Origin of the sequence: Kitasatospora xanthocidica, assembly GCF_014656195.1 — a bacterium.
Lineage (GTDB): Bacteria > Actinomycetota > Actinomycetes > Streptomycetales > Streptomycetaceae > Kitasatospora > Kitasatospora xanthocidica.
On sequence record NZ_BNBY01000031.1, the window covers coordinates 19,176 to 42,072 of the forward strand.

Genomic DNA, 22,897 nt, shown 5'->3' on the forward strand with positions numbered 1-22,897 from the left:
GGCAGTTCCGGTCGATCCCGATCATCTGATCGACCATCACCGAACTGCCCTACGAGGATCACCAGGGCGTGGGGACGATCCAGAGTTCGCAGGGGCCGTTGACGATGACGGACTCCAGCCGGGCCGGTGCCGTCCTGGAGGGGTCCAGGACGGCGTCGGGGCAGGCGGTGAAGAGGCCGGCCAGGGCGACCTCGGCCTCCAGGCGGGCCAGGGGCGCGCCGAGGCAGAAGTGCGGGCCGTGGCCGAAGGCCAGGTGGTCCTTGTCGGGGCGGGTCGGGTCGAAGTCGTCCGGGTGCCGGGGGTGGACCTCCGGGTCCCGGCCGGCGGCGCCGAAGCCGAGCAGGATCGGCTCGCCGCGCCGGATGACCACGTCCTCACCGAGGTCGATGTCCTCCAGCGGGTAGCGCAGCGGGACGTGCATGACCGGGCTCTCGTGGCGCAGGGTCTCCTCGACGACGTCCTCCCAGCCGAGGGTGCCCGCGCGGACCAGGGCCAGGTGGCCGGGGTGGGTGAGGAGTTCCTGGACGGCGCTGGTGATGAGGTTGACCGCGGTCTCGTAGCCGGCGCCGAGCATCAGGAACAGCGTGTCGCGGGACTCCTGCTCGGTGCGGCCGGTGTCGCCGCCGGTGCCGAGGGCGGCGACGTCGCTGGCGAGGTCGGGCCCGGGCTCGCGCCGTTTGAGGTCCAGCAGTTCGGCCAGCACCGCGTCGATCCGCTCCCGCCAGAGCGTCATCTGCCCGGTGGTGGCGGTCGTCGTCAGCAGGGCGTCCATCGCGGTGCCGATCCGGGGCCGCAGGTCGGCGGGGACGCCGAAGAGGTCGCAGATCACCGTCATGGTCAGCGGGAGGGCGAGGGCCCGGCGGACGTCCACGGCCTCGCCGGGGCCCAGGTCGCGGAACGCGCCGACCAGGGCGGCGGTGGTCGCCTCGATGCCGGGGCGCAGCGCGCTCACCCGGCGGGGCGAGAAGGAGGGGGCCATCCGCCGCCGGGCCGTGCGGTGTTCGTCGCCGTAGAGGTTGAAGAAGTTCTCCTGGAAGGCGATCGGGCCCAGCGGCCAGCCCTCGGGTACGGAGGCCAGGGCGGGCCAGTGCTTGCGCGGGTCGCGGGAGATGCGCGGGTCGCCGGTCAGGGCGCGGATCACCGAACCGCGGGTCACGGACCAGGCGATGACGCCGTTGGGGAGTTCGACCCGGACGGCGGGTCCGGCCGAGCGCAGCCGCGCGTTCTGCTGGTGCGGGGTCCGGGCGCTCATGTCCAGTACCGGGCAGCGGCGTTCGTCTGGAGCCATGGCCTTGCTCCTCGGGATCTCTCGGGGGTGCCCCCGGTGGGCCTGTGCTCCGTTGTAGGCGGGCCCGGCGCGGCCGTCAACGGCGCACGGCCCGTGCGCCCCGTGTCCGCGCCGTGTTCGTCCGGACGGCCCGCGCCGTGTCCGCCCGGACGGCCCGCACGGGAAGTCGGCGGGCCCGACTTCTCACGCGGGGGAGCCGGGGGTTCAGCGGGCCGGACGGATCATCACGGCCAGCCGGGGGGACTGCGCGGTGGCGTCCTGGGCGTTGAACTCCCGGTAGCCCCAGGCCTCGTAGAGCCGCCGGACCTTCCCGTCCCCGGCGAGCGGGTTCACCATCAGCACGGCGCGCTCCTCGGCGCGGCGGGCCAGCAGCGCGTCGTGGATGCGGCGGGCGGTCCCGGTGCCGCGCCAGGGCGCGCGGACGCCGATCTCCTTGACCGCCAGCACCGGGGCGTCGGTGAACCCGTCGGGCAGCGGCTCGGCCATCCGCCGCCAGTACCGGTCGCCGGCGCCGACACTGTTGCCGTAGGCGTACCCGACCGCCACCTCGCCGTGGTAGCCGAGGACGAGCTCGAAGCCGGGGTCGGCGGTGTGCTGCTCCAGGCGTTCGGTGAACGCGGCGACGCCGTAGTTCGGCAGGTGCAGCAGCGGGGCACGCACGTCGGTGTAGACGTCCAGCAGGTCCCGGCGCACGGCCGGGGTCAGGGCGGTGTGGTGGCGCAGGTCGACGCTCACGCGCTTCTCCGGGTCTCGTGGGTGTGCGCGGGACCCCGAAACGCTTGGAGACCGACCGCACGTGGAGGACGGGTGCGCCTGCCACGGTAACCCCCCGGGGGGACGCGAAAAGGGGGGTGCCCGCCGCTCCCCCTGCGCGGCGGGCACCCCGGCATCCGGTGACGGAACGTCAGGGACGGTCGAGGGTGATCGAGTTGATCGGCCCCAGGTCGTAGTAGACGCCGTTCTGGGCCGGGATGTCGTACACGCAGTCCCGGCCGCCCGAGCCCCGGCACAGGTGCGCGTGCGCGCCGCCGGTCTGGTTGTTGAGCACCCAGTGGTTGCCGTACTGGTTGCTCAGGTTGTGGGCGCCGTAGCTGTAGTACACGTCGGTGGGGGAGACGGCCGGGTTCTGGTTCTGCGGGTAGATGCAGACCGCGCCGGACGGGCAGTTCGCCCAGGAGCCGTCGGCGGCACCGGCGCTGCCGGTGCCCATCGCGGTCAGGGCGGCGGTGGCGAGGCCGAGGGCGGCCAGGGCGTGGGTGATCCTGCGCATGGGGTGGTACTCCCTTGGCTGGTGCGGGGCGGACCCGGCGGTCCGCCGCTCCGGTGCCCGTCAGCCTAGGAACGCGAAGCCGGCGGCGGTCCCTGACATCCGACAGGGGCGCGCCTGCTTGCCCCCGGCGCCCGGAGTGATCCCGTTGCGGGCGGGATCAGTGCGGGTGGCCCAGGTACGGGAAGGCGGGCAGCAGGTCCGCGTGCGGCCCGATGCGGTCGGCGGGCACCTTGCCGTCGGTGAGCATCGACAGCCGCGCCGGGGTGATGTCACGGATCGCGGCGCCGTCCGGTCCTTCAGGCGCACCCCGTCGCGACCACGCGGGGCGAACCGTTCGAAGGAGTTCCTGTGATCCAGCCCTGGTGGCCGCTGGCCGCCCTCGCCGTCATCCACCTCGCGGACGCCGCGATGTGCCTCAAGCCGCTCGGCTTCATCCGCGACTGCCTGAGCGACGTCGGGTTCCCTCGGCGCTGGTGGCCGCTGCTGCCGGTGCTGAAGACCGTGACAGCGGCGGGACTTCTCGCGGGCATCCGGTTCACCCCGCTGGCGGTGCTGACCTGCGCCGCCGTGGTCTGCTACTTCCTCACCGCCGTCGCCATGCACATCCGCGCCCGCGACCTGGGACGCAACCTCTTCCTCAACGCCACCGGCATGCTCGTGCTCAGCGCGGCCACCCTCGGCTCCGTCCTGGCGGCCGCCTGAGCGGGCGTCCGCGCTACCCCGCGTGGGCCGCCGCGGCGGCCTGGACGACGGGCGTCGTGTGCCGGGCGATCAGGGCCCGCAGCGCGTCGGGGGAGGAGGTGCCGCGCTTGGGCAGCACGAGGAAGCAGTTGCCGCTGCGGTTGAGCACCACGAACAGGCGCTCCGTCTCCAGGGAGCGCGGCACCCGCTCCCAGCCCAGGGCCCGGGTGCCGCGCGCGTCGGTGACGCTCACCCCGGTGACGTCCACCACCGCGCGGTACTCCCCGCCGCGCCGCCGCGCCCGCCGGCTCGCCGCGGACACCTGGTAGCGCGGCGCGAGCAGGGCCAGCGCCGCCAGGACGGCCACCAGCACGGCGTCCGAGGCGCCGACCCCGCCGGTCATCGCCGTCGCGGCGCAGCCGAGCGCGGCGACGGCGGCCGGCACCCACACCACCACCCGGGACAGCCGGCCCAGCGAGGTGTGCCGGGCCTGGGCGGCCATCGCCTCGCGGAAGTCCTCCGCGGTCGGCGCGTACGCCAGCTCCATCCGTGCCTGGTCCACTGCCGGCTCTCCTTGATCCACTGTCGGGCGCGGTGGATCCTAGCAAGGGCCGGCGGGCCGGGCGGACCCGCCGGCCACCCCCGTGACCAGCGGATTTCCACGCTCCGTACTCCCACTCCCGTTCGTCAGACGCCGCCCCGTCAGGCCGACGGCGGCGCCCCCAGCGCGCGCAGACCGCTGCGGCTGCCCCGGAAGACCGCCGACCCGGAGGCCGCCAGGAACACCCGGGTGAACTCGGTGTCCTCCCGCAGCCGCTCCGGCTCGTCCCGCCAGCGTGGCAGGCCCGACGCGAGGTCGAACGCGAACAGCCGGTCGTCGTTGGTCCCCACGTACACCGCGCCGTCCGCCGCGGTCATCGAACTCACCCCGCGCCCCAGGCCGGCGGCCACCTCCGCCGTCCACCGCGTCTCTCCGGTGTCCGCGTCCAGCGCCATCAGCCGGTCCCCGCTGAGCAGGCACACCGCCCGGTCCGCGACCGACAGCGGCCCCGCCACCGGCAGGCGCCCGCGCTGCCACACCACCCGCCCGGTGGCCGCGTCCAGCGCGAACACCCGCGCCGAACCCGGCGTCGGACCGTTCTCCAGGACGTGGACGACACCGCGCTCCACCACGGGCGGGGTGTCGAGGACGCCGACCGTCCGCTGCGCCCAGCGCCGTTCACCGCCGCGCGCGTCGAAGGCCAGCAGCCCGCCGCGCTGCCCGGCCGCGTACACCGTGTCCCCGTCCAGCGCCAGAACGCCCGAGACACCCGAGGCGTCCGAGACGTCCGAGACGCCCGAGGCGTCCGGATCACCCACGGCACCGACGGCACCCTCGCCGCTCCAGCGCAGGGCGCCGCTCGCCGCGTCGTAGCAGCGCAGCGCCGACCCGTGGACCGCGAACACCGCGCCACCGCCGACGACCGGGCCCTGCTTCCACCCCGAATCCGCCCCCTGCGGCAGCGCCACCTCCCACCGCGGCTCACCCGAGGCCGCGTCGAAGACCTGCACATGGCTCGTGGACACCACGCACACCACGCCGTCCCCCGCGGCCACCGGCCACCCGCCGGAGGAGTCCAGCTGCCACACCCCCAGCTGGTCCACCGGCGCGGCCGCCCGCACCTCCCGGCTCCACCGCACCGCCCCCGTCCCCGGATCGAGCGCCCGCACCCGGCCGTCGTACCCCGAGGCGAACAGGCCGCGCTGCGCCCCGGCGGGCAGGACGACCCGCCCGCCGAGGTCGGCCGCGCTCCACAGCCGGGGCCCGCGCGCCTGCGGCCGGCGTACCCACCAGCCGACCCCGCCGGTGACGGCGAGCGCGCCGAGGCCCCCGGCGGCGCTCAGCAGCAGCCTTCTGCGGTCGATCTGACGGCGGGCCGGGACGGAGGCGCCCCGGGTCTCGTCCCGGGTCTCGTTCCGGGTTTCGTTCTGGGTGGCGTCGGAGTTCACATCGGACATGACTTCGGACACGGACTTCCGGTTCCCCTCGGAGTGCGGCTAGAAGGCGGTCCAGTCGTCGCGGTCCGGGGTGCCGAGGGTCTTGACGCGCTCGCCGACGGCGGACAGCGGCCCGGCGGCGACCAGCAGGCCGGTCGCCGTGACGGAGCGGGGGGCAGCGGACACGGAGTCCTCCGGGGTCGTGGAACGGCGCGGGGGTACGCGGCCGCGCCCCGACCCGGTCAACGGCCCCTTCCGGCGGGCCGGTTCACCGGGCCTCCCGGACCGGAAGCTCCCAGTGCACGTACCCGCCCGCCGTACGGACCGGCACCAGCCCCGCCTTGGCGAGGACCCGGCCCGAGGCCGCGTTCGCCACCCGCTGCACGGCGACCACCTTCTGCTCCTCGGCCGGCCGCACCCGCGCGAGCAACTCCCGTACGGCGGCGGTGGCGTGGCCGTTGCCCCGGGCGTCCTCGCGTACCAGGTAGCTCAGTTGCCCGCTCGCCCGGTCGAGCCGCACGACGCCGACCAGCTCCCCGTCCACCTCGATCCCGCGCACCAGCAGCACCGGGTCGCGGGCGGCCTCGCGCACGTAGGCGAGGGCCTGGTCGGCGGTCATCGCGCCGAACCACACGTCCGCCGCCGCGCCGCCGCCGTACACCCGGCGCACCGACTCGGCGTCGCCGTCGGCCAGTTCGCGCAGCCGCAGCACCGGGGGAGGGGTCAGCCGAGGAGCAGCCGGAAGACCTGGTTGTAGACGAAGTAGCCGCCCGCCTGGCCGGGGATCGGCTGCAGGTTGAAGGTCTCCGAGAAACGCATCGCCTTGTCGAAGGCGTTGTCGACGGCGAGCACGCCGGTCACGACCACCAGGACCCCGCCGCCGGGCGAGGGCTGTGCGTCGATGCTCTGCACCTGGTGCTTCACGACGGCCAGTTCGGGACCGGTCAGCTTCGCGACGATGTTCGACGCCCCCTGGAGCTGCTGGCCCTCCCAGGTCGCCATCGACTCGGGCCGGTAGAGGCTCAGCAGGTTCTTGCGGACGCCGTCGCCACCGTCGAAGGTGTTGTAGTAGTGCGGGACGAACGAGTTCGCAATGCTCATGAAGTCCATGGGCGGAACGTACCAGCGTGATCACGTTCGGTGCGGGCAAACGCCCCCGGATCACCCCTCGGAGCGCGTGCCCGGTACGCCCCCGCGGTCCACGACCCCCCCGGCCCCCGGCCCCCCGCCCCCGGGCCGACGCCGCGCCGCCCCACGGCCGCCGCCGGACGGGTGGAATCGGACCCGGGCGGCGCGCGGCACCCGCCCGGGGCGTCGCGGCGCGTCGAATACTCGCGCGGTGGGGCGGACGGCCGCGCCCGCCCGGACGAGGGAGGACCCAGATGCACCGCCGCACCGTTGCCCGGCAGGGACGAAGCATCGCCGCACCACTGCTGGCCGGTGCGCTGCTCGCCGGGTGCACCTCCGCCGCCACCGGTCCCGAGGCCGCGCCCACCAGCCCCGCCTCCACCGCCCCCGCCACCGCGCCGCCGCAGCCCTCGCCCCAACTCACCGAGCAGCAGGTCGACTCCGCCGTCGACCGGATCGACGCCTACGTCCAGGACGCCATGCGCACCACCGGCGTGCCCGGCCTGGCCCTGGCCGTCGTCTACAAGGACAAGGTCGTCCACGCCAAGGGCTTCGGCGTACGCCAGCTCGGCAAGCCGGACGCCGTCACCCCCGACACGGTCTTCCAGCTCGCCTCCGTCTCCAAGCCGATCGCCTCCACGGTCGTCGCCGGCGCCGTCGGCCAGAAGACCGTCAAATGGGACGACCCGGTCACCGCCCACGACCCCGGCTTCACCCTCGCCGACCCCTGGGTCGGCAGCCACGTCACGATCGCCGACCTCTTCTCCCACCGCAGCGGCCTGCCCGACCACGCCGGCGACCTCCTGGAGGACCTCGGCTACCCGCGCGACTACATCCTCCAGCACCTGCGCGACCAGCCCCTCGCCCCCTTCCGCGCCAGCTACGCCTACACCAACTACGGCCTGACCGAGGCGGCCGTGGCCGTCGCCAAGGCCAAGGGCGTCACCTGGGAGGCCCTCGCCGCCGACACCCTCTACAAGCCGCTCGGCATGACCTCCACGAGTTCCCTGCGCTCCGCCTACGACAGCGCCGCGAACAAGGCCGTGCCGCACGTGCGCACCGCCGACGGCAGCGGCTGGCAGGTCTCCACCACCAACGACGCCGACCCGCAGTCCCCGGCCGGCGGTGTCTCCTCCACCGTGCAGGACCTCGCCCGCTGGATGCGCCTGCAGCTCGCGAACGGCGGCTACGAGGGCCGGCAGGTCATCGACAAGGCCGCCCTGGGCGAGACCTGGATCCCGCACAGCCTCTCCAACCCGCCGTCCTCGCCCGCCGGCAACCCCGGCCAGTACGGCCTGGGCTGGAACGTCGGCCGTGACAGCGGCGGCCGGCTGCGGCTCAACCACTCCGGCGCCTTCGAACTGGGCGCCTCCACCGTCGTCACCCTGCTGCCCGCCGAGCAGCTGGGCATCGTCGTGCTGACCAACGGCCAGCCGACCGGCCTGCCGGAGGCCGTGGGGGAGGAGTTCTTCGACCTCGCCGAGGTGGGCCACGAGAGCGTCGACTGGCTGGGCTTCCTCGGCAAGGTCGTCCCCGCCGCCGCGCTGACCGGCGTCTCCCCGACCGACTACACCAAGCCCCCGGCCGGCGCCGCCCCCGCCAAGCCCGACGCGGCCTACGTCGGCACCTACGCCAACGGCCACTACGGCCCGCTGACGGTCGGCACCGGCAACGGCGGAGGCCTGGTGATGACCCTGGGCCCGGACAACCGCCAGTTCCCGCTCCAGCCGTACGCCGGGGACGTGTTCAGCTTCCAGACCAGGGGCGAGAACGCGGTCGGCCGCTCCGGCGTGACGTTCACCGTCGGTGCGGACGGGCGGGCGTCGAAGGTGGTCGTCGAGCAGCTCGACCACGACGGCCTGGGCACCTTCACCCGCAACGGCTGAGCGCGGGGACGACCGGCTGACCGTCACATGTACGCGCCTGTGCGCGCCGCAGAGCAGTCACATGACTGATGCCGCGCACGTGACGGCAACGGGACAGTGGAGGCGCTCGCAGAGCAGACCCACAGGAACCGCACCAGGGGAGTCGTCACCCATGAACAACACGTCCGGCAAGCTGGCGAGGACGGCCGCAGTCCTCGGCCTCACCGTGGCCGCGCTGACCGCCGTATCGGCCGCCCCGGCCACGGCGGGCACCTCCGCCACGGCCGGCTGCACCAAGTACTACAAGGTCGACAACATCCAGGTCCAGGTGGACAACTGCTCCGACGGCTGGGTCTGGATCTACACGGGCAGCGGCACCTACTACACGGCCACCGTCCGCGTCACGGACAACTTCGGCCACGACCGCGGCGAACAGCGGGCGGACGCGGGCAAGGCCGTCGCGAACAAGTACCAGCAGGTCCACAGCATCAAGATCTGCGGCACCAAGTGGCTCGGCATTCCCCACGCCAGCCCGTGGTGGACCGACTGCACCAACGAGATCTACGTCTGACCGTCCGGCGGTGACCCGGCCCCGCCGCCGCGGCGGGGCCGGGAGCGTGCCACGGGGGCGGTGTCGGGCGGGCCGCGGCGGGCCGCGGGCGACCGACAGCTTGATGCCACAATTGGTCTCTACCATTGCCTCGAATCCCGGATTCCGGAAGGCTCGCAGCCGAACGCCGGGACGCGGAATCCGGTGTTCCCGCCCGAGGAGGGAAGACACCGACATGGCACTGCGCAGAGCGGTTTCCACCGTGGCCCTGGCCGGACTGCTGACGGTCGCCGGCGGCCTGGCGGCCGCCCCCGCCGCCCAGGCGTCCACCACCAGGACGACCGGCTACACCTACATCGGCATGTACCCGAGCGGCGCCGCGTGCGACGCCGCCGGCCGGGCCTACGTGACCAGCGGGGAGGCGGTCACCTACTTCTGCGACGTCGCCCCGACCACGGCCCGTCTCTCCGTCCTGTTCTACTAGCCGGGCTGTCCGGCCTGGCGTCGAACCCGGCCGGCCCGGAACACGCCGCCGCTCGCCCCTCCCCTCGGCGAGCGGCGGCGCCCGCGCCCGTACCGCTGCCTCGACACCCTCTGACGGGCGGCGCTCTGACGGGCTGCCCGGAAAACCGCGTGCCCCCGCCCGGCCGCCCGGGGTATCCTGCGCCGCCATGGCACCCGAACTGCAACGCCCCCCGCTCCGAGCGGACGAACGCACCGCGCTCATCGGCTGGCTGGACCTGCAACGGCAGATCCTGCGCTGGAAGTGCAAGGGGCTGAGCGAGGAGGACGCGCACCGCGCGGTCATCCCCACCTCGCCGGCGATGACGATGGCCGGGCTCGTCTCCCACATGCGCTGGACCGAGCACATCTGGCTGGAGGTGCTCTTCCTCGGCGGCGACGAGAAGCAGAACCCCGCCTGCGACGAATCGACCGAGGGCGCCGACTGGCACACCGGCGGCCGCCCCCTGGCCGAACTCCTCGCCGAGTACGAGGCCCAGTGCGCCCGCAGCAACGAGATCGTCGCCGCGGCCTCCCTGGACGACGTGGGCCGCCACACCGGCTTCCACTCCGCCGGCGCCAACCTGCGCTGGATGCTGATCCACCTCGTCGAGGAGACCGGCCGCCACGCGGGCCACGCCGACATCGTCCGCGAACTCCTCGACGGCACCAAGGGCTACTACTGACCCCCCGTCCAACCGCCGACCCCTGTCCAACCGCCGGGTCCTAGGCCGAAAGTCGCTCTGGTGCCCGTGTGCGGGCGCGGGGGAGGATCCCGGGCGTGATCAGCTCTCATCAACTCATCGCCTTCTGCTCCACGTCCCTGCTGCTGTCCGCGATCCCGGGGCCGAGCGTGCTGTTCGTCATCGGGCGGGCCCTGGCCCACGGGCGCCGCACCGCGCTGGCCTCGGTGCTGGGCAACGCGCTCGGCGGCTACGCGCTGGTCGTCGCGGTCGCCCTGGGCGTCGGCGCGGTGGTCGAGCGCTCGGTCGTGGTCTTCGAGACGGTCAAGCTGGCCGGGGCCGCCTACCTCGTCCTCCTCGGTGTGAAGGCCCTGCGGGCGAGCTGGAGGAACCGCGCGCAGGCGGTCAGTTTCGCCTCGGGGCCGTCGCGTCGCGGGGGCTCGGTGTGGGCCGGCTTCACCGTCGGGGTGACGAACCCGAAGAGCGTCGTCTTCCTCACGGCGATGCTGCCGCAGTTCGTCGACCGGGAGGCCGGCCACGTCAGCGCCCAGATGCTGCTGCTCGGACTGGCGGGCGCGGTGCTGGCCCTCATCTCCGACGGCCTGTGGGGGCTGACGGCCTCGGCCGCGCGCACCTGGTTCGGCCGGTCACCGAGGCGGATGTCCCTGATCGGCGGCACCGGCGGGCTGGCGATGATCGGGCTGGGCACGGCCGTCGCCGTGTCCGGCCGCGCCGACTAGACCTGTTGCGTGGGACGTCGGACCGGCCGACTTCCCACGGGGGCTGAGCCCGCGCCCGGCCGCGCCGGGCGGGGAAACCCGTTGCCCGCACGCGCCCGACCGGCCACGATGAGGCCCGCCCCGCACACCCGCACGAGAGGACCCCGACGTACCGTGCCGAACCCGACCGACACCCTGGGCGCGGTGACGGCCGCCGCCGAGCGGCTCGAGGACCTGCTCGACGACGGCAACCACGTCGCCATGATCGAGCTGTACCCGGTGGTCCCCGTCCCGGTCCCGGCGGCCGGGGCGGCACCCGGCCAGGACGGGCTGCGGGAGATCGCCCAGGCCGTCTACGACGCGGTGCCCGGCGGATGCCGGCTCGCCCTACCGGTCCGGCCGTACGAGCAGGCCGACGCCTGGCGGGACATCCTGCACCACGACGTCACCGAGGGATACATGCAGCCCGCCCGGCGGTTCGGCTCCGCGGTGCCCCCGTTGCGCACCCCCGAGGAGATCCGGCGCACCGGCGAGGCCGCCGACGGCCTCGCCGACCTCATCGAGGCGCACCTGGGACCGGTCCGCAGCTGCGGACCGGTCCCAGGCCCGTACCCGAAGGTGATCTGGTGGCGCCGCCTGCTGCTGGTCTCCGACCGTCGGGCCACCATCCTGTACCTCGGCATCGACCACTGAGAGGTCAGGAGCGGGGAGGCCGCACGGCGTCCGTGACCGACGCCCGGTAGCCGTTCAGCCTGCGGAGGTTCTCGGCGAACGCGTGGTCGCGCCGGCCGCTGGTGTGGAAGCCGGGCATGGTGAGCGGGCGGCCGTTCGCCCGGTGCAACCGGACCTGCCAGTACGGGCCGGCGCGCGGCGTGGTCCGTCGCCGCTCCTCGAAACGGGTGATCTCCGCCCACGGGATCGACCGCCTCATGACGAGGCCGCGCAGGTGGACGTGGTCAGGGGTCAGGCGGGTGGTGCCGACGGCCTGATTGACCATCCGCAGCATGATGACCAGCCAGAGGACCGCGATCCCGATCACGAACGCGCCGCGGTCCGGATCGGGCCGGTTGCCGGTCCTGGTTCCCGGGAGCCACCAGCACGCGGCGGCCACTCCACCGAAGAGCACGCTCATGCCGACGATCGTCCATCTGCTGCGCAGCAGGTCGCGTCGCCCGAGCCCGAGCCGGATCTCATCCACCGGCCGAGCACAGAGGCCGAACCAGGGTCTGTTGCGAAAGTGGATCAAGAATCGTGGCCGGCTCGGGCGGCTGTCCGGTCGGACCAGCCCCGCCGCAGGGGGAGACAGCCGGATCGGAGCGCGTCGCGCTGTTCGGTCACCCAACGCTCAACCTGGTCCACGGATTCCGCGACGGGCTGATCCGTGGTGTCGAGCAGGTGGGTGCGCCATCGCCGGTCGCCGGCCGTCCACCCGGTCCAGCGGTGCCAGGCCATGCGGTGCCAGCTGTCGTCGACGATGACGTCGGGCCGGTACCGGGGATCCTCGGCGTGCCGGCGGTGCCAGGCGGCCCAGCCGAGGAAGGCGTCAACCGCCGGAGCGTCCCACCGGCCCGGGTCGCGCATGGTGAGCCTGTCGCGCCGGACCTCGTCGGACACGTCGACCAGACACAGGGCGATTCCGTCCAGCAGCGGGGCGGAAGGGCTGGCCAGGACCTCTCCCATCGGGGACTGCCCGGTCAGCAGGAGGTCGACGCCGCGGTCCTGGTACTCCAGCGCGCGACGCACCCACCTCTCGGTCGTACGGTTGCGCCACCGGCGGTCGGCGCCTTCCGGCACGCCGAGCTCGTCGACGTCGTGCACGGCGACCCGCTCCAGCCGCTCGCCCACGGCGTAGGCGAGCGTGGTCTTGCCCGAACAGCTGGAGCCGGTCAGTTTGAGCAGCATCCGACCAGGATGGCGGGTCGGTGGTGGTGTCCTCGAAGGGTTTTCCGCGAGACGTTCCGCGCCCGCTCGGGCTTGCCACATCAGGCCCTTCGCATCGGCCACGGCCCGCAGTTGCACGAAAGACCCCAGTGGTGGCCGCGNGGGAAGTCGGCCGGGCCGACTTCCCACGCGGACGGGCCCGTTCAGCCGGTGTGGAGGACGCGGAAGCGCTCGGGGGCCGCCGGGTCGCGGTCGGCGACCTGGACCGGGGGCCAGGCCCACTGCCAGGTGCTGCTGTCCGGGGTGCGGGAGAAGCGGATCCGCCCGCGGGTGCCCTCGACGTCGACGCGCGGCCACGCTTCGGCGATGCGCGCCCGGTCGGTGCCGGCGGAGCGCAGGACCTCGGCGAGGACGGTGACGGTGTCGTAGCCCTCGAAGGCGACGAAGGAGGGCTCGGTGCCCAGCTGTTGGCGCAGCGCGGCGTGGACCCGGGTGCCGAGCGGGCCGAGGTGCTCGGGCAGGTAGCGCAGGAACGGGACCGCCGATCCGCCGTCGCCCAGCGGCTGCGCCCATTCGGCGAACTCCGGCTGCCCCGCCGGGGCGCCGATCAGGACCCCGGCCAGGCGCGGGTCCTTGCGGACGGCCTCGACGACGGCCCCCGCCGCGTCCGGGGCGCCGGCCAGGAGGAGGAGTGCGGTCGCGCCGTGGCGGGCGAGTCCGTCGGCGACGGCGGTGGGGGAGAGCGTGGTCAGGTCGAGTTCGACGAGGGTGGCGCCGTGGGGAGTGAGGTGTTCGCGCAGGATGCCGGTGCCGGAGGTCCAGTAGACGTTCGGCTGGATCGCGACGGCGATCCGGCGGTGCCCCGCGCCGAGGAGGAAGTCCGCGTAGCAGCGCCAACCGTGCGCCTGCGCCGGGCAGATGCGGGCGACCCACTCCGAGGGCCGCTCGGTGAGCGCGCTGAGCACGGCGGAGGAGCAGAGGTACGGCAGGCCGAGCACGTCGGCCCGGGCGGCGACGGCCTGGGCGACGACGCTGTGGTACTCCCCGGCGATGGCGGGCACGCCGAGGGCGGCCAGCTCGTCCACGGCCGCCACCGCCCGCCGCGGATCGGCGGCCGTGTCCCGGACGAGGAGTTCGAGCGGCCGCCCGCCGATCCCGCCACTGGAGTTGACCTCCCGCGTGGCCGACTCCAGCCCGGCGAGCAGGTGCCGGCCCGCCTCCACCCACCCGGGCCGGGACAGCGGGGCAAGGGCGCCTATCTGCACGGAGGTCGTCATGGCGGACATTGCATCCACCGTGATCGCCGCCAGGCAAGCGGTTATCGGGGGCAGGGAGTGGGAAGTCGGCGGGGCCGACGTCCCACTCACGCCAGGGGCACCCAGGACTGGGAGTTCGCGCTGCCCGGCGCTGTGGTGGTCAGGGGGGCGCCCACGGCGATGCGCGAGCTGTCGAGGACCCGGCCGGTCTGCGGGTTGGTGAACCTCAGGGTGCCGTTGCCCTTGGTGACCGTCCACTTCTGGTACGCGCTGGCCGGGTCGAAGGCCTTGGCGGTGACCGCGCCGCCGACGGCGGCGGGGGCGGTGAGGGTGAGCGGCTGGGTGCAGGCGTCGGAGATCCGCACGGTGCCGTCCGCGTTCGCGTCGACCCTCCAGCGCTGCCAGGCGCGGGTGGTGTCGAAGGTGCCGAGGGTGACGTTCGCGCCGCTGCCGGCGACGCACGAACCGTAGACCTCCAGCGCCAGGCCGCCGCCGTCGCTGAGGCTGTGGTACGTGCCGTCGCCGACGATGCTGGGCCCGTAGTCGATCGCGTGCCGGGCCAGCTTGCCGAGCGCCGTGCTGTCGGTGGGCAGCGGCGGATTCGCCGCCGGGCGGGCGGTGTTGAAGTAGGCCGAGAAGGTGCCCGGCCGCCGCGCGGTGAGCGCGTCGATGCTCCTGTTCCAGCCTCCGTCGGTGGTGCGCCACAGGTCGAGCAGCGAGCCGCCCACGTTGCCCTGCACCTGGTCGCCGACATCCCACCCGCTGCCGTAGGTGAACTCGGTGCTGTCCCCGGTGCCGTGGACGAAGCGGTTGTCGCCGAGCAGGTAGGCGGCGGTCACGTCGGCGAAGCCCTCGGTCCACGCGCACGTCGCGGAGCTCGTCCACTGGATGTAGTGCGGCGAGCAGTTGTCGACGGCCGGCCACATTCCGTTGTAGAGGCGGTGCAGGAAGAAGTGGCCGGCCTCGTGCAGGATGAGGTGCTCGGAGTCGGCGCCGGCGCCGACGAGGTAGACGGTGTTGGAGCCCGGCGAGTACTGCGACTGGTCGTGGTCCGACTCGTACGCGCGGATGGTGAGCTCGGTGCACTTGCCGCTGTCCGGTTCGAGGGCGGACCAGCAGGCGCTCTTCGGGTTGTTGCGGGACCACCACAGGAGATTGACGGTGTCGAAGGCGTGCCAGGCCCGCGCCGTGGACGCCTCGGCCTTCATCGTGCCGAGGTTCGTACTGGCGGTGACGGCGAGCCGGGGCATCGACTCCATGGTGACGTACTGGTTCTCGCCGTCCAGGACCCGCCACAGCCGGCTGCTCTCCGCCCAGGCCTGCACCCACACGACACTCAGCGAGGTGGTCTTGGTGGGCGTGTAGCAGAGGTTGTAGCTGCCGTCGTCCCTCCCGCTGTACCCCCAGACGCCGAGGTAGTGCGGGTCGTCGTTGCCCTCGGCGCCCCACAGTTCGAGGTTGGCGTTGCGCACCGGCTTGGTGCGGGTGGGCTTGGCCGTTCCGTCCTCGGCGGACTGGTAGTCGTACTGGAACGCGCCGCTGAGGCAGATCGGGGCCGCCGCCCTCGCGGGGGTGGCTGTGAACGGGACGGCGGCCACGGCGGCGAGCAGGGCCGCGGCCAGGGCGACGACCTGGTGGAGCAGTCGCTGTCGGACGGTCATGTCGGTCCTCCCGGTAGTGCCTTCTGAGAAGCGCTACGTAACCCGGGGCGCCGGACACCGTCGTTCGCCGTCGATCCACCCCGGACGGCCCATGATCGACGGCGCCGTCAGCCGCACGGCAGAGCGCGAAGCACGGCGTGCGGAAGCGCGCGTGGGCGCCCGGGGCGGTGGACGAACCGTCACGTGCCCGCGCTCGGCGCGGGCACGTTGGCACGCGTCGCTACTTCTCGACGGCGATGTCGGCGAAGCTGATCGCGAAGGCGTCGGGGTCCTCGTCCTCGTCCAGGTGGTAGCTGGCGCTGGCCCAGGCGTCGACGAGACGGAGGCGGCGCGACGTCGGGTCGGCGGGGTCGCCGGCGATGAGGACGACGTCCTGGTGGGTGTCGGTGTTCTCGACCTCCTCGACCCACGGGGTGGTGGCCTGGTGGCGGTCGTCGCCGGGGGTGATCAGGCGGGTCGCCTTCTCGAACATGAGGTGCCAGTGCCGCATCAGGCAACGTTGTGGCTGGCGTGGTCGGTGCCGTCGAGGGTGAGTCTTGATCTCCCGGCGCTCGGGCAGGGTGAACGGCCGTGGCCGCCCGCCCAGCACCATCTGCGCCCGCCGCCAGGTCACCACCGACCCGGTGCCCCGGCGGACGATCCGCAGCAGCCGACTGCCCCCGTCATCATCGATCTCGCGGACCCGCACGCGTTCCGCCACCAGGCCAGCTCGACGGAGACCCGCACATCCCAGGTAGTCCACCGGACGCCGGGTCGCCAACCATGCGGTGCGGGAAGGGGATCCGTTGCGTCCGTCTACAGCTGATCGAATGTCCAGGTGAGTACCACCTGTCCCGTTTCCGGGACACCGCCGGCGCGACGGTACGTCGCCAGTGCCGCCGCATTCTCCTCGTCCGTGATCGTCCACACGCCGTAGCAGCCCTGTCCACGTGACAGGTCCGCAAGCGCCGACACCAGAGCCCGGCCGACGCCACGCCCACGGAACGACTCATCCACGCCCAGCTCGTACAGGAACATCTCGGTTCCCTTGTCCGGATGGGTCATCTCGACACCGGTGACAATCCCCGCCGGGACGTCGTCCACGTAGGCGATCAGGAGGTGATGGCGCTCGTCCGTCAGGAACCGTTCAGTGGCCTCCCGCCCTGGGGCGGTGTCGAAGAGATGTCCAGCGGCGTTGACCGCCTCGACCTGAGTGACACGACGGATCTCCATTCGAGGATCCTGACACGTTCCGGCATCGGGGGGCCGCCACTTTGTTGTAGAGCGCTCCCGACGCCGAACCCATCTCTACGGCCTTCGGAACCCCACCGCTCTGACCTCTGTCGGTTTCTCAGCAGGGCGAACGTAACGACACGGCCCCGCCACCCCGGGCGGGGTGGCGGGGCCGGTACGTGCGGTCAGCGGGCGTCGAATTCGCCGGTGCGGACGGCGGTGACGAAGGACTGCCAGGCGGAGGAGGAGAAGACGAGGGCCGGGCCGGAGGGGTCCTTGGAGTCGCGCACGGGCGTGACGGCGGCGAAGCCGTCGGCGACCTCGATGCACTGGCCGCCGTTCGGGCCGCTGTACGAACTCTTCCGCCAGGAAGCGCTCGTCAGGTCGACATCCACTCCAAGTCCCTCCTTACCGCGCGGATGAAAGCCAACGATTCGGCCTGGCCGTGGGCCTCGACCGCAAGCCGATCGTAGCCCCTGGTGAGTTCGGCAACCGACCTGGAATCGTGGTCGAGGTATCCGCGCTGTTCGGTCTCGCCGTAAGCGAGAACCTTGCGGTTCGGCATGGTAAGGAGAGTCACCGGGTGTGAGAACACCCGGCTCTCGCCCAGAGTGAACGGCGCCACCTGGATGACCACATGGGGTCGAGCAGCCAACTGCTCAAGGTGGAGCAGCTGTTCGACCATGACATCACGCCCGCCGATGATCCTCCTGAGGCAGCTCTCGTCCAACACCACGTGGACGAACGGAGGAGGGGTGCGCTCCAGGACTTGCTGCCGGGCAATCCTGAACGCGACGCGTTCCTCGGCCACCTTCTGGGTTGCAAAGCCTTGCCTGGCGTAACCGACCTGGAGCGCGGTTGCATACGCCCGGGTCTGAAAAAGTCCCGTGATGACGTCAATCTCGAAGATCCTGATCTGCTCGGCAACGGCCTCGTAGCGGGCGAAGTCCGGGAAGCCCTGCAGGATCGCCGCGTTCTTCAGCTGAAACCACATCAGCAGCAAGGTGCCGTCGGTGTCGAGCGCTTCGTCCGCCAGTTCGGCAAGCCTGCGCTTCGGGGGGCGCTGCGCAAGTTCGACGTACGACAGGTGCGAGGCGGAGCACTTCAGGCGCGGGGCCAGCTGCTCCTGGCGGAGGCCCTTGGCCTCGCGGAACTTGCGGAGTTGGATCCCGAAGGGCGCCCAGGGGCTCGATTCAGGGTCGATCGTCTTCTTGTTCACGGCAGTCCTCAACTCCCGCCCGGCCCGAAGGCAAGTAGCAAGCCGCTTCCGATCGTAGGCCACGCTGCGCCACCATGTGCACAGAACGTGAAACTCCGATCGCAGAGGGTTCCATTCCCATGCCCATGCCCGACGACAAGGTGCCCCGCCTCCTCGGCTACGGGGTCCGCTTCGACCCCGACTCCCAGCGCTACCGGGTCCGCAACGAGATCACCGGTGAGTGGATGCTCCAGGACTCCGGTGAGCTGGCCACCTTCACCTTCTTCACCGACGCCTACAGCGCCTGGCGGCAGTTCGAGGTCCACCCGAGGCCGGGGGAGGAGCGATGAGTTCCACGCTCTCCCGGGCGACCGCCGAGCAGCGCCGGCAGGCCGCCGCCGTGCTGGACGACCTGACCACCGTCCTCACGCTCGGTGGTGTCAAGTTGCCCTCCATCGAAGTCGACTGGGAGTACGGCCGCCTCACCGGCAACTTCCTGATCGACCTCGGCCCGGCCCGCCCGGTCGACCTCCTGCGCGTGGTCGACCTGCTGCGCAAGGGCCTGCGCTACGAGCGCCTCACCCATGACGACTGAACTCCTCGGCCGACTCCTCTGGTGGGCCTGCTTCGCCGTCGTCCTCCTCGCCGCCCTCAGGAAATGAGCCCCTGGTGCGTGACCCCCGCCTCCTCGCCAAGCCGCCGGTGTGCCGGCTCGGTTGCCTCGTCCTCGTCCGCAACCAGTGCGGCGACGTCCTGCTCGTCGACCCCGACTACATGGACGGCCTCATCCTCCCGGGCGGCGCCGCCCGTCCCAACGAGCCCCCGCACCTGGCCGCCGCCCGGCACCTGCGGGCGGAGACCGGCCTCAACCTCCGCCTGACCGAGGTGATCGCGGTCGACTTCACCCCGGCCGACCGCTACCTGGAGCGCCTCAACCTGGTCTTCGACGGCGGCACCGTCCCCGACCACGTCCGCCTCACCGTCCCGCCGCAGCACAAGTCCGGCCTGCTCGGCGCCCGCTTCGTCCCCACCCACGAGCTCCCCCACCACATGGCGCCCGCCCAGGCCGCCCGCGCCGCCGAGGCCCTGGCCAACCGCTCCCTGCCCGTCCTCCTCCACGGCCAACGCGCGGCCTGAACACCACAGTTGGGCCCGAACTTTTTCGCGCCTGGAGGTTTAACTGACGCCGATCACTCGTTCGAGTGATCGGCGTCAGTTGCTTTCCTGTGAAGATCTCGACGGATGGAGCATGTCTCTGACACTTCGTCATCCCCTTTTCCCTGGAAGGCCTTCACAGCCATGTCGACTGACAGCCCCTCGAACAGCCCGTTCGCGCTCAACGCCGACGAAATCGCCAGGCTGGACGCGATCCGCGCCGGGCTGCTGGACCCGTCGCCGCGCCTGATCGGCAGCCTGGACCAGTGGGGCCTGGCCGACACCTACGAGTCGTACGCGGAGATCGCCTCGTACCGCGAGCTCTCGATCGCGATGGACGACGGGACGGAGCTCGACGTGTCGCTGAGCGTCCCGCGCAACCTCGCACCCGGGCAGACCTGTCCGGTGGTCGTCCTGCCCGCCCCGCTGAACAAGTACGGGCACCGGGCCTACCTCGGCATGTTCCCGCGCTGGGCGCTGGGCGGCTACGTCGTCCTGGCCTACAGCCAGCGCGGCCTGGCCGCCTCCGGGGGCGAGATCCAGGTCGCCGGACCGCAGGACGTGGCCGACGCCACCACGCTCATCAACTGGCTGACCAGCCAGGAAGGCGTCGACTCCGAGCGGATCGGCTTCTTCGGCGCCTCCTACGGCGCCGGGACGAGCCTGCTGGCGGCCGCGAAGGACCGGCGGATCAAGGCCGTGGCCGGCACCAGCGCCTGGGGCGACCTGTTCGCCTCGCTGTACGAGAACGGCACCCGCCACCTGAAGGCCTTCGAGGAACTCGTGAAGCTCTTCGGCGAGGAGAAGTGCTCCAAGGAGTTCCGCAACGTCATCGAGAAGATCCGCAACAACATCATCGACGACGAGGTCCGGGAGTTCGCGGAGGTGCGCTCGCCCAAGAACTACCTGGCCGAGTACAACGACTTCGCGACGCCGATCCTGATGGCCACCGCCTGGCACGAGACGATCTTCTCGGTGCCCGCCGTCGTCGACTTCTTCACCGACCTGACGGTGCCCAAGTCGCTGCTCGTCCAGATCGGCGACCACGGCAACAGTGAACTCCCGGGCCTGGCCGGCCTCTTCTCCAAGCCCACCGAGATGGCCTACCGGTGGATGGACTACTACCTCGGCGGCCACGCGGGCGACGGACGCGAGCCGCGGTTCGGCGTCCGCTCGGAGTACATGCACAACCTGCTGTCCGACCTCCGGAACCCCGACTGGGAGAGCTACGTCCTGCCGCCGAGGCGGTTCCACCTGGCCGAGGCCGCCGGCGAGCGCGACGGGCAGCTGACCGACGGGCAGCCGCAGTCGGGCTGGTCCCGCTCCCTGAAGGCCACCGGCCGGGACGCCGGGGTCTACGTCGCCCCGAAGCTGATCCAGACCGGCCTGGCCGAGCGCGCGGGCCTGCCCCACGTCTACAGGACCGCCGAGCTCGACCGCGACCTCGCGGCGGTCTGGACGACCGCGCCGTTCACGCAGTCCATGCGCCTCCAGGGCACGGCGGAGGTGCGGGTGGCCGTGAAGCCGCGGGCGATGGATGCCACGATCGTGGCCTACCTGCTGGACTGCGACCCGGCCACCGGCAAGGCCCAGATCATCACCCACGCCCCCTACACCGTCACCAACGCGGAGGCCGGCCAGGCCACCACCGTGACCTTCCCCCTCCAGCCCGCCCACTACGTCCTGGCCGCGGGCCGCCGGCTCCAGCTGGTCATCGGCACCCACGACCCGTTCTTCTCCGACGCCAACTCCGCCCCGACCACCCTGGACATCACCGCCCCCGAGGGTGCCGGGGCCTACCTCGACGTCCCGCTCGGCAGCGTGGACTGACAGCGGCCCAGCCCGCCGTTCGGATCGGCGTAGGAAGTCGGCCCGGCCGACTTCCTACGCCGTCGTGGCGCGCGCGGCGCTGACGCGCTGGCGCAGGAAGAGGGCGGCGCGGTCCAGGGCCTCGTCGGCCTCGTCGAGGACGCCGGCGAAGGCCTGGAACACGTGCGGCACGTCCGCGGTGACGTCGAGGATGACGTCCACGCCCGCCGCGATCGCCCGCGCGGCCAGCCGGGTGGAGTCGTCCAGCAGCACCTCGTTGGCGCCGACCTGGATCAGCATCGGCGGCAGGCCGGTCAGGTCGGCGTGGAGGGCCGGGCTGAGCAGCGGGTGGCGCGGGTCGGCTCCGGCGAGGTACATCGCGCCGGTGTGTTCGAGGGCGGCGCGGGTGAAGATCGGGTCGACGTCCTCCTTGGTGTCCATGCTCGCGCCGGTGCGGGTCGCGTCGGTGCCCGGGGAGAAGGCCAGGACGGCGGCGGGCAGCGGCAGGCCCGCGTCCCGGGCGGCGAGGCAGGTGGTGACGGCGAGGCCGCCGCCCGCGGAGTCCCCGGCGAGGACGACGGCGGCGGGGTCCGTGCCGCCGTCGAGGAGGGCGCGGTAGGCGGCCAGGGTGTCCTCGATCGCGGCGGGGAAGGGGTGTTCGGGGGCGAGCCGGTAGTCCAGCGAGTAGGCCGGCAGGCCGGTCCTGGCTACCAGGTTCCCGGTCAGCGAGAGCGCGGTCTCGGGCGAGCCGAAGACCCAGCCGCCGCCGTGGAAGTACAGGATCACGCCGGGGGTCGGTTCTCCGGTGCCCGGCCCCGCCGTCGGTTCGACGCGCAGGGCGGGCCGGCCGCCGAGCGTCGTCGGCGTGGTGCGGATGCGGTCGTGCGGCACGATCATCCGGGCCATCAACTCCCGGAATCCGGCCCGGATCTGCTCCACCGACCGGGGTCCGTCGGGGCCGGGGTCCGGCTGCCGCAGGATCCGGTCGACCTGGATGCGCTGTTCCCTGCTCATGGGCACACTCCCGCCACAAGTAGCTTCCCGTACACTATATGCCGTGGAATATACATTGAGTGGGGACCGTGCCGCAGCCGGCTTCTCCGGGCTCTTCGCCGACCTGGTCCGGTGCGAGACGCGCCTCTACAACGCCCTGGGCGACCGGCTCCGCGAGCGGCACGGGATCGTCACCTCGCAGTACGAGTTCCTGAGCTACCTGCGTGACCACCCCGGCTGCCGGGTGGCCGACCTCGCCGCCGAGTTCGCCATCGGCGTCGGCGCCACCAGCAAGGGCGTCGACCGCCTGGAGAAGCTGGGCTGGGCCGCCCGCCGGCCGAACCCGGCCGACCGCCGCTCCTCCCTGCTCGCCCTCACCGACGACGGCGCCCGGCTCGTCGCGGAGGCCGAACGGACCTTCACGGACGGCCTCGCCGAACTCCTCGGCGGCACCCTCGACGACCCCGCGCTGACCGCCCTCGCCCGGGCCCTCGCGACCCTGCGGACCGCGCTCGAACGCGACCGGGTCGGCACCCCCACGGGCTGACGGGCCGACAGGTCAACGCCGCAGCGCGGGAAGTCGNCCCGGCCGACTTCCCGCGCAGCGCCGCCCGTCCCGGGGCTACTCCTGCGCGGCCTTGCGGCAGGCGTTCCCGGCGATGACGGCGGGGACGTAGTCCTCGCGCAGGAGGTGGTAACAGCTCTGGAACGCCTCCTTGCCGCCGGCCGCGCCGATCTCGCAGGCGTCCTGCGTGACCTGGGTGTCGGCGTCCGGCTTGTGCTCCAGCACGTAGTAGAAGCAGCCCTGCGGGGTCGCGCTCGCGGCCGGGGCGAGCGCGACGGCACCGCCCAGGGCGAGGGCGAGGGCGCAGCCGACGGAAGCGACTCGTCGTACCAGCTTCACAGTGATCAACATCCTTTCGGAATACCGGCAATGGACGGGCGGGCCCGGGGGGTGCTTCGCCCACGAAGCCTGACCCCGGACATGCATACCGGACGGTGCGCCGCGACCCTCCGGACGCCGCGCCGACACCCGATCAAGATCACCCCGAAACGGTGGCCGCCCGAAC

At 72.7% G+C, this 22,897-nt stretch carries 30 protein-coding genes and 1 pseudogene; 12 read left to right on the forward strand and 19 right to left on the reverse strand.

The window, feature by feature from the left end:
- Positions 1-58: 58 nt before the first annotated feature.
- The 3 genes from IE332_RS34075 to IE332_RS34085 all read right to left on the reverse strand — a co-directional run bounded on the left by IE332_RS34075 (position 59) and on the right by IE332_RS34085 (position 2,558).
- Entirely contained in the window at positions 59-1,288 is a 1,230-nt protein-coding gene (locus IE332_RS34075; protein WP_189924168.1) for a cytochrome P450 family protein, read from the reverse strand.
- Positions 1,289-1,492: 204 nt separating this feature from the next.
- Positions 1,493-2,023, reverse strand: coding sequence for a GNAT family N-acetyltransferase (locus IE332_RS34080; protein ID WP_229929136.1), 531 nt, complete (start codon positions 2,021-2,023; stop codon positions 1,493-1,495).
- 169 nt (positions 2,024-2,192) lie between these two features.
- Positions 2,193-2,558, reverse strand: a complete 366-nt coding sequence (locus tag IE332_RS34085) for a hypothetical protein (protein ID WP_189924170.1) — start codon at positions 2,556-2,558, stop codon at positions 2,193-2,195.
- 348 nt (positions 2,559-2,906) lie between these two features.
- Here IE332_RS34085 and IE332_RS34090 point away from each other — a divergent pair, with 348 nt between their 5' ends.
- Complete coding sequence (locus IE332_RS34090) at positions 2,907-3,260, forward strand: DoxX family protein (protein WP_189924172.1); 354 nt, start codon at positions 2,907-2,909, stop codon at positions 3,258-3,260.
- A gap of 13 nt (positions 3,261-3,273) precedes the next feature.
- Here the strand turns inward: IE332_RS34090 and IE332_RS34095 are convergent, their stop codons facing one another.
- The 5 genes from IE332_RS34095 to IE332_RS34110 form a co-directional block, all read right to left on the reverse strand.
- Positions 3,274-3,801 carry a YcxB family protein gene (locus IE332_RS34095; protein WP_189924174.1) on the reverse strand — a complete coding sequence of 176 codons (528 nt, stop codon included), beginning with the start codon at positions 3,799-3,801 and terminating at the stop codon, positions 3,274-3,276.
- Positions 3,802-3,941: 140 nt separating this feature from the next.
- Positions 3,942-5,249: an outer membrane protein assembly factor BamB family protein gene (locus IE332_RS34100; RefSeq protein WP_189924176.1), complete on the reverse strand. Its 1,308-nt coding sequence runs from the start codon at positions 5,247-5,249 to the stop codon at positions 3,942-3,944.
- Between the two features lie 27 nt (positions 5,250-5,276).
- Positions 5,277-5,402 carry a hypothetical protein gene (locus tag IE332_RS42075; protein WP_268256659.1) on the reverse strand — a complete coding sequence of 42 codons (126 nt, stop codon included), beginning with the start codon at positions 5,400-5,402 and terminating at the stop codon, positions 5,277-5,279.
- Positions 5,403-5,484: 82 nt separating this feature from the next.
- Entirely contained in the window at positions 5,485-5,928 is a 444-nt protein-coding gene (locus IE332_RS34105; RefSeq protein ID WP_189924178.1) for a GNAT family N-acetyltransferase, read from the reverse strand.
- 11 nt (positions 5,929-5,939) lie between these two features.
- Positions 5,940-6,326 (reverse strand): nuclear transport factor 2 family protein, encoded by a 387-nt coding sequence (locus IE332_RS34110; protein ID WP_189924180.1) that lies wholly within the window; start codon positions 6,324-6,326, stop codon positions 5,940-5,942.
- Between the two features lie 272 nt (positions 6,327-6,598).
- Between IE332_RS34110 and IE332_RS34115 the strand changes: the two genes are divergently transcribed.
- The 6 genes from IE332_RS34115 to IE332_RS34140 all read left to right on the forward strand — a co-directional run bounded on the left by IE332_RS34115 (position 6,599) and on the right by IE332_RS34140 (position 11,355).
- Positions 6,599-8,230 (forward strand): serine hydrolase, encoded by a 1,632-nt coding sequence (locus IE332_RS34115; RefSeq protein ID WP_189924182.1) that lies wholly within the window; start codon positions 6,599-6,601, stop codon positions 8,228-8,230.
- 151 nt (positions 8,231-8,381) lie between these two features.
- On the forward strand, positions 8,382-8,780 hold the full coding sequence (locus IE332_RS34120; protein WP_189924184.1) for a hypothetical protein: 399 nt from the start codon (positions 8,382-8,384) through the stop codon (positions 8,778-8,780).
- A 214-nt stretch (positions 8,781-8,994) separates the two neighbouring features.
- Positions 8,995-9,243 carry a hypothetical protein gene (locus IE332_RS34125; protein WP_189924186.1) on the forward strand — a complete coding sequence of 83 codons (249 nt, stop codon included), beginning with the start codon at positions 8,995-8,997 and terminating at the stop codon, positions 9,241-9,243.
- Between the two features lie 187 nt (positions 9,244-9,430).
- Complete coding sequence (locus IE332_RS34130) at positions 9,431-9,946, forward strand: DinB family protein (RefSeq protein ID WP_189924188.1); 516 nt, start codon at positions 9,431-9,433, stop codon at positions 9,944-9,946.
- Between the two features lie 95 nt (positions 9,947-10,041).
- Positions 10,042-10,683: a LysE family translocator gene (locus IE332_RS34135; RefSeq protein ID WP_189924193.1), complete on the forward strand. Its 642-nt coding sequence runs from the start codon at positions 10,042-10,044 to the stop codon at positions 10,681-10,683.
- A gap of 153 nt (positions 10,684-10,836) precedes the next feature.
- Positions 10,837-11,355: a hypothetical protein gene (locus IE332_RS34140; protein WP_189924195.1), complete on the forward strand. Its 519-nt coding sequence runs from the start codon at positions 10,837-10,839 to the stop codon at positions 11,353-11,355.
- Between the two features lie 4 nt (positions 11,356-11,359).
- On the opposite strand, the gene IE332_RS34145 is transcribed toward IE332_RS34140, so the two are convergent.
- The 9 genes and pseudogenes from IE332_RS34145 to IE332_RS34180 form a co-directional block, all read right to left on the reverse strand.
- Entirely contained in the window at positions 11,360-11,860 is a 501-nt protein-coding gene (locus tag IE332_RS34145; RefSeq protein ID WP_189924198.1) for a PH domain-containing protein, read from the reverse strand.
- Positions 11,861-11,904: 44 nt separating this feature from the next.
- Positions 11,905-12,564, reverse strand: a complete 660-nt coding sequence (locus tag IE332_RS34150; RefSeq protein WP_189924200.1) for an ATP-binding protein — start codon at positions 12,562-12,564, stop codon at positions 11,905-11,907.
- A gap of 182 nt (positions 12,565-12,746) precedes the next feature.
- The gene (locus tag IE332_RS34155) at positions 12,747-13,820 is read right to left on the reverse strand and encodes an ABC transporter substrate-binding protein (RefSeq protein WP_229929137.1); all 1,074 of its coding nucleotides are present in this window, start codon (positions 13,818-13,820) and stop codon (positions 12,747-12,749) included.
- 86 nt (positions 13,821-13,906) lie between these two features.
- The gene (locus IE332_RS34160) at positions 13,907-15,460 is read right to left on the reverse strand and encodes an RICIN domain-containing protein (protein ID WP_189924205.1); all 1,554 of its coding nucleotides are present in this window, start codon (positions 15,458-15,460) and stop codon (positions 13,907-13,909) included.
- Between the two features lie 220 nt (positions 15,461-15,680).
- Complete coding sequence (locus IE332_RS34165; protein ID WP_189924207.1) at positions 15,681-15,950, reverse strand: hypothetical protein; 270 nt, start codon at positions 15,948-15,950, stop codon at positions 15,681-15,683.
- Positions 15,951-15,995: 45 nt separating this feature from the next.
- Positions 15,996-16,160: pseudogene (locus tag IE332_RS42290) on the reverse strand (IS630 family transposase); the annotation flags it as partial.
- 95 nt (positions 16,161-16,255) lie between these two features.
- Complete coding sequence (locus tag IE332_RS34170) at positions 16,256-16,672, reverse strand: GNAT family N-acetyltransferase (RefSeq protein ID WP_189924209.1); 417 nt, start codon at positions 16,670-16,672, stop codon at positions 16,256-16,258.
- A gap of 185 nt (positions 16,673-16,857) precedes the next feature.
- On the reverse strand, positions 16,858-17,067 hold the full coding sequence (locus IE332_RS34175; protein ID WP_229929138.1) for a DUF397 domain-containing protein: 210 nt from the start codon (positions 17,065-17,067) through the stop codon (positions 16,858-16,860).
- On the reverse strand, positions 17,052-17,891 hold the full coding sequence (locus tag IE332_RS34180; protein ID WP_189924211.1) for a helix-turn-helix domain-containing protein: 840 nt from the start codon (positions 17,889-17,891) through the stop codon (positions 17,052-17,054). Before IE332_RS34180 ends, IE332_RS34175 begins: the two co-directional genes overlap by 16 nt.
- 119 nt (positions 17,892-18,010) lie before the next feature.
- Between IE332_RS34180 and IE332_RS34185 the strand changes: the two genes are divergently transcribed.
- The 4 genes from IE332_RS34185 (at position 18,011) to IE332_RS34200 (ending at position 20,855) form a co-directional block, all read left to right on the forward strand.
- Positions 18,011-18,220 (forward strand): hypothetical protein, encoded by a 210-nt coding sequence (locus tag IE332_RS34185; protein WP_189924213.1) that lies wholly within the window; start codon positions 18,011-18,013, stop codon positions 18,218-18,220.
- Positions 18,217-18,465, forward strand: a complete 249-nt coding sequence (locus IE332_RS34190; RefSeq protein ID WP_189924215.1) for a hypothetical protein — start codon at positions 18,217-18,219, stop codon at positions 18,463-18,465. The genes IE332_RS34185 and IE332_RS34190 overlap by 4 nt, the downstream gene beginning before the upstream one ends.
- Positions 18,466-18,539: 74 nt before the next feature.
- The gene (locus IE332_RS34195) at positions 18,540-19,007 is read left to right on the forward strand and encodes an NUDIX domain-containing protein (RefSeq protein ID WP_189924216.1); all 468 of its coding nucleotides are present in this window, start codon (positions 18,540-18,542) and stop codon (positions 19,005-19,007) included.
- 162 nt (positions 19,008-19,169) lie between these two features.
- Positions 19,170-20,855: a CocE/NonD family hydrolase gene (locus tag IE332_RS34200; protein ID WP_189924217.1), complete on the forward strand. Its 1,686-nt coding sequence runs from the start codon at positions 19,170-19,172 to the stop codon at positions 20,853-20,855.
- 54 nt (positions 20,856-20,909) lie between these two features.
- Here the strand turns inward: IE332_RS34200 and IE332_RS34205 are convergent, their stop codons facing one another.
- A complete protein-coding gene (locus IE332_RS34205) occupies positions 20,910-21,848 on the reverse strand; it encodes an alpha/beta hydrolase (RefSeq protein WP_189924219.1) in 939 nt (312 codons plus the stop codon).
- A 43-nt stretch (positions 21,849-21,891) separates the two neighbouring features.
- Between IE332_RS34205 and IE332_RS34210 the strand changes: the two genes are divergently transcribed.
- The gene (locus IE332_RS34210) at positions 21,892-22,374 is read left to right on the forward strand and encodes a MarR family winged helix-turn-helix transcriptional regulator (RefSeq protein ID WP_229929139.1); all 483 of its coding nucleotides are present in this window, start codon (positions 21,892-21,894) and stop codon (positions 22,372-22,374) included.
- Between the two features lie 75 nt (positions 22,375-22,449).
- On the opposite strand, the gene IE332_RS34215 is transcribed toward IE332_RS34210, so the two are convergent.
- Complete coding sequence (locus IE332_RS34215; RefSeq protein WP_229929140.1) at positions 22,450-22,743, reverse strand: hypothetical protein; 294 nt, start codon at positions 22,741-22,743, stop codon at positions 22,450-22,452.
- Positions 22,744-22,897: the final 154 nt, after the last annotated feature.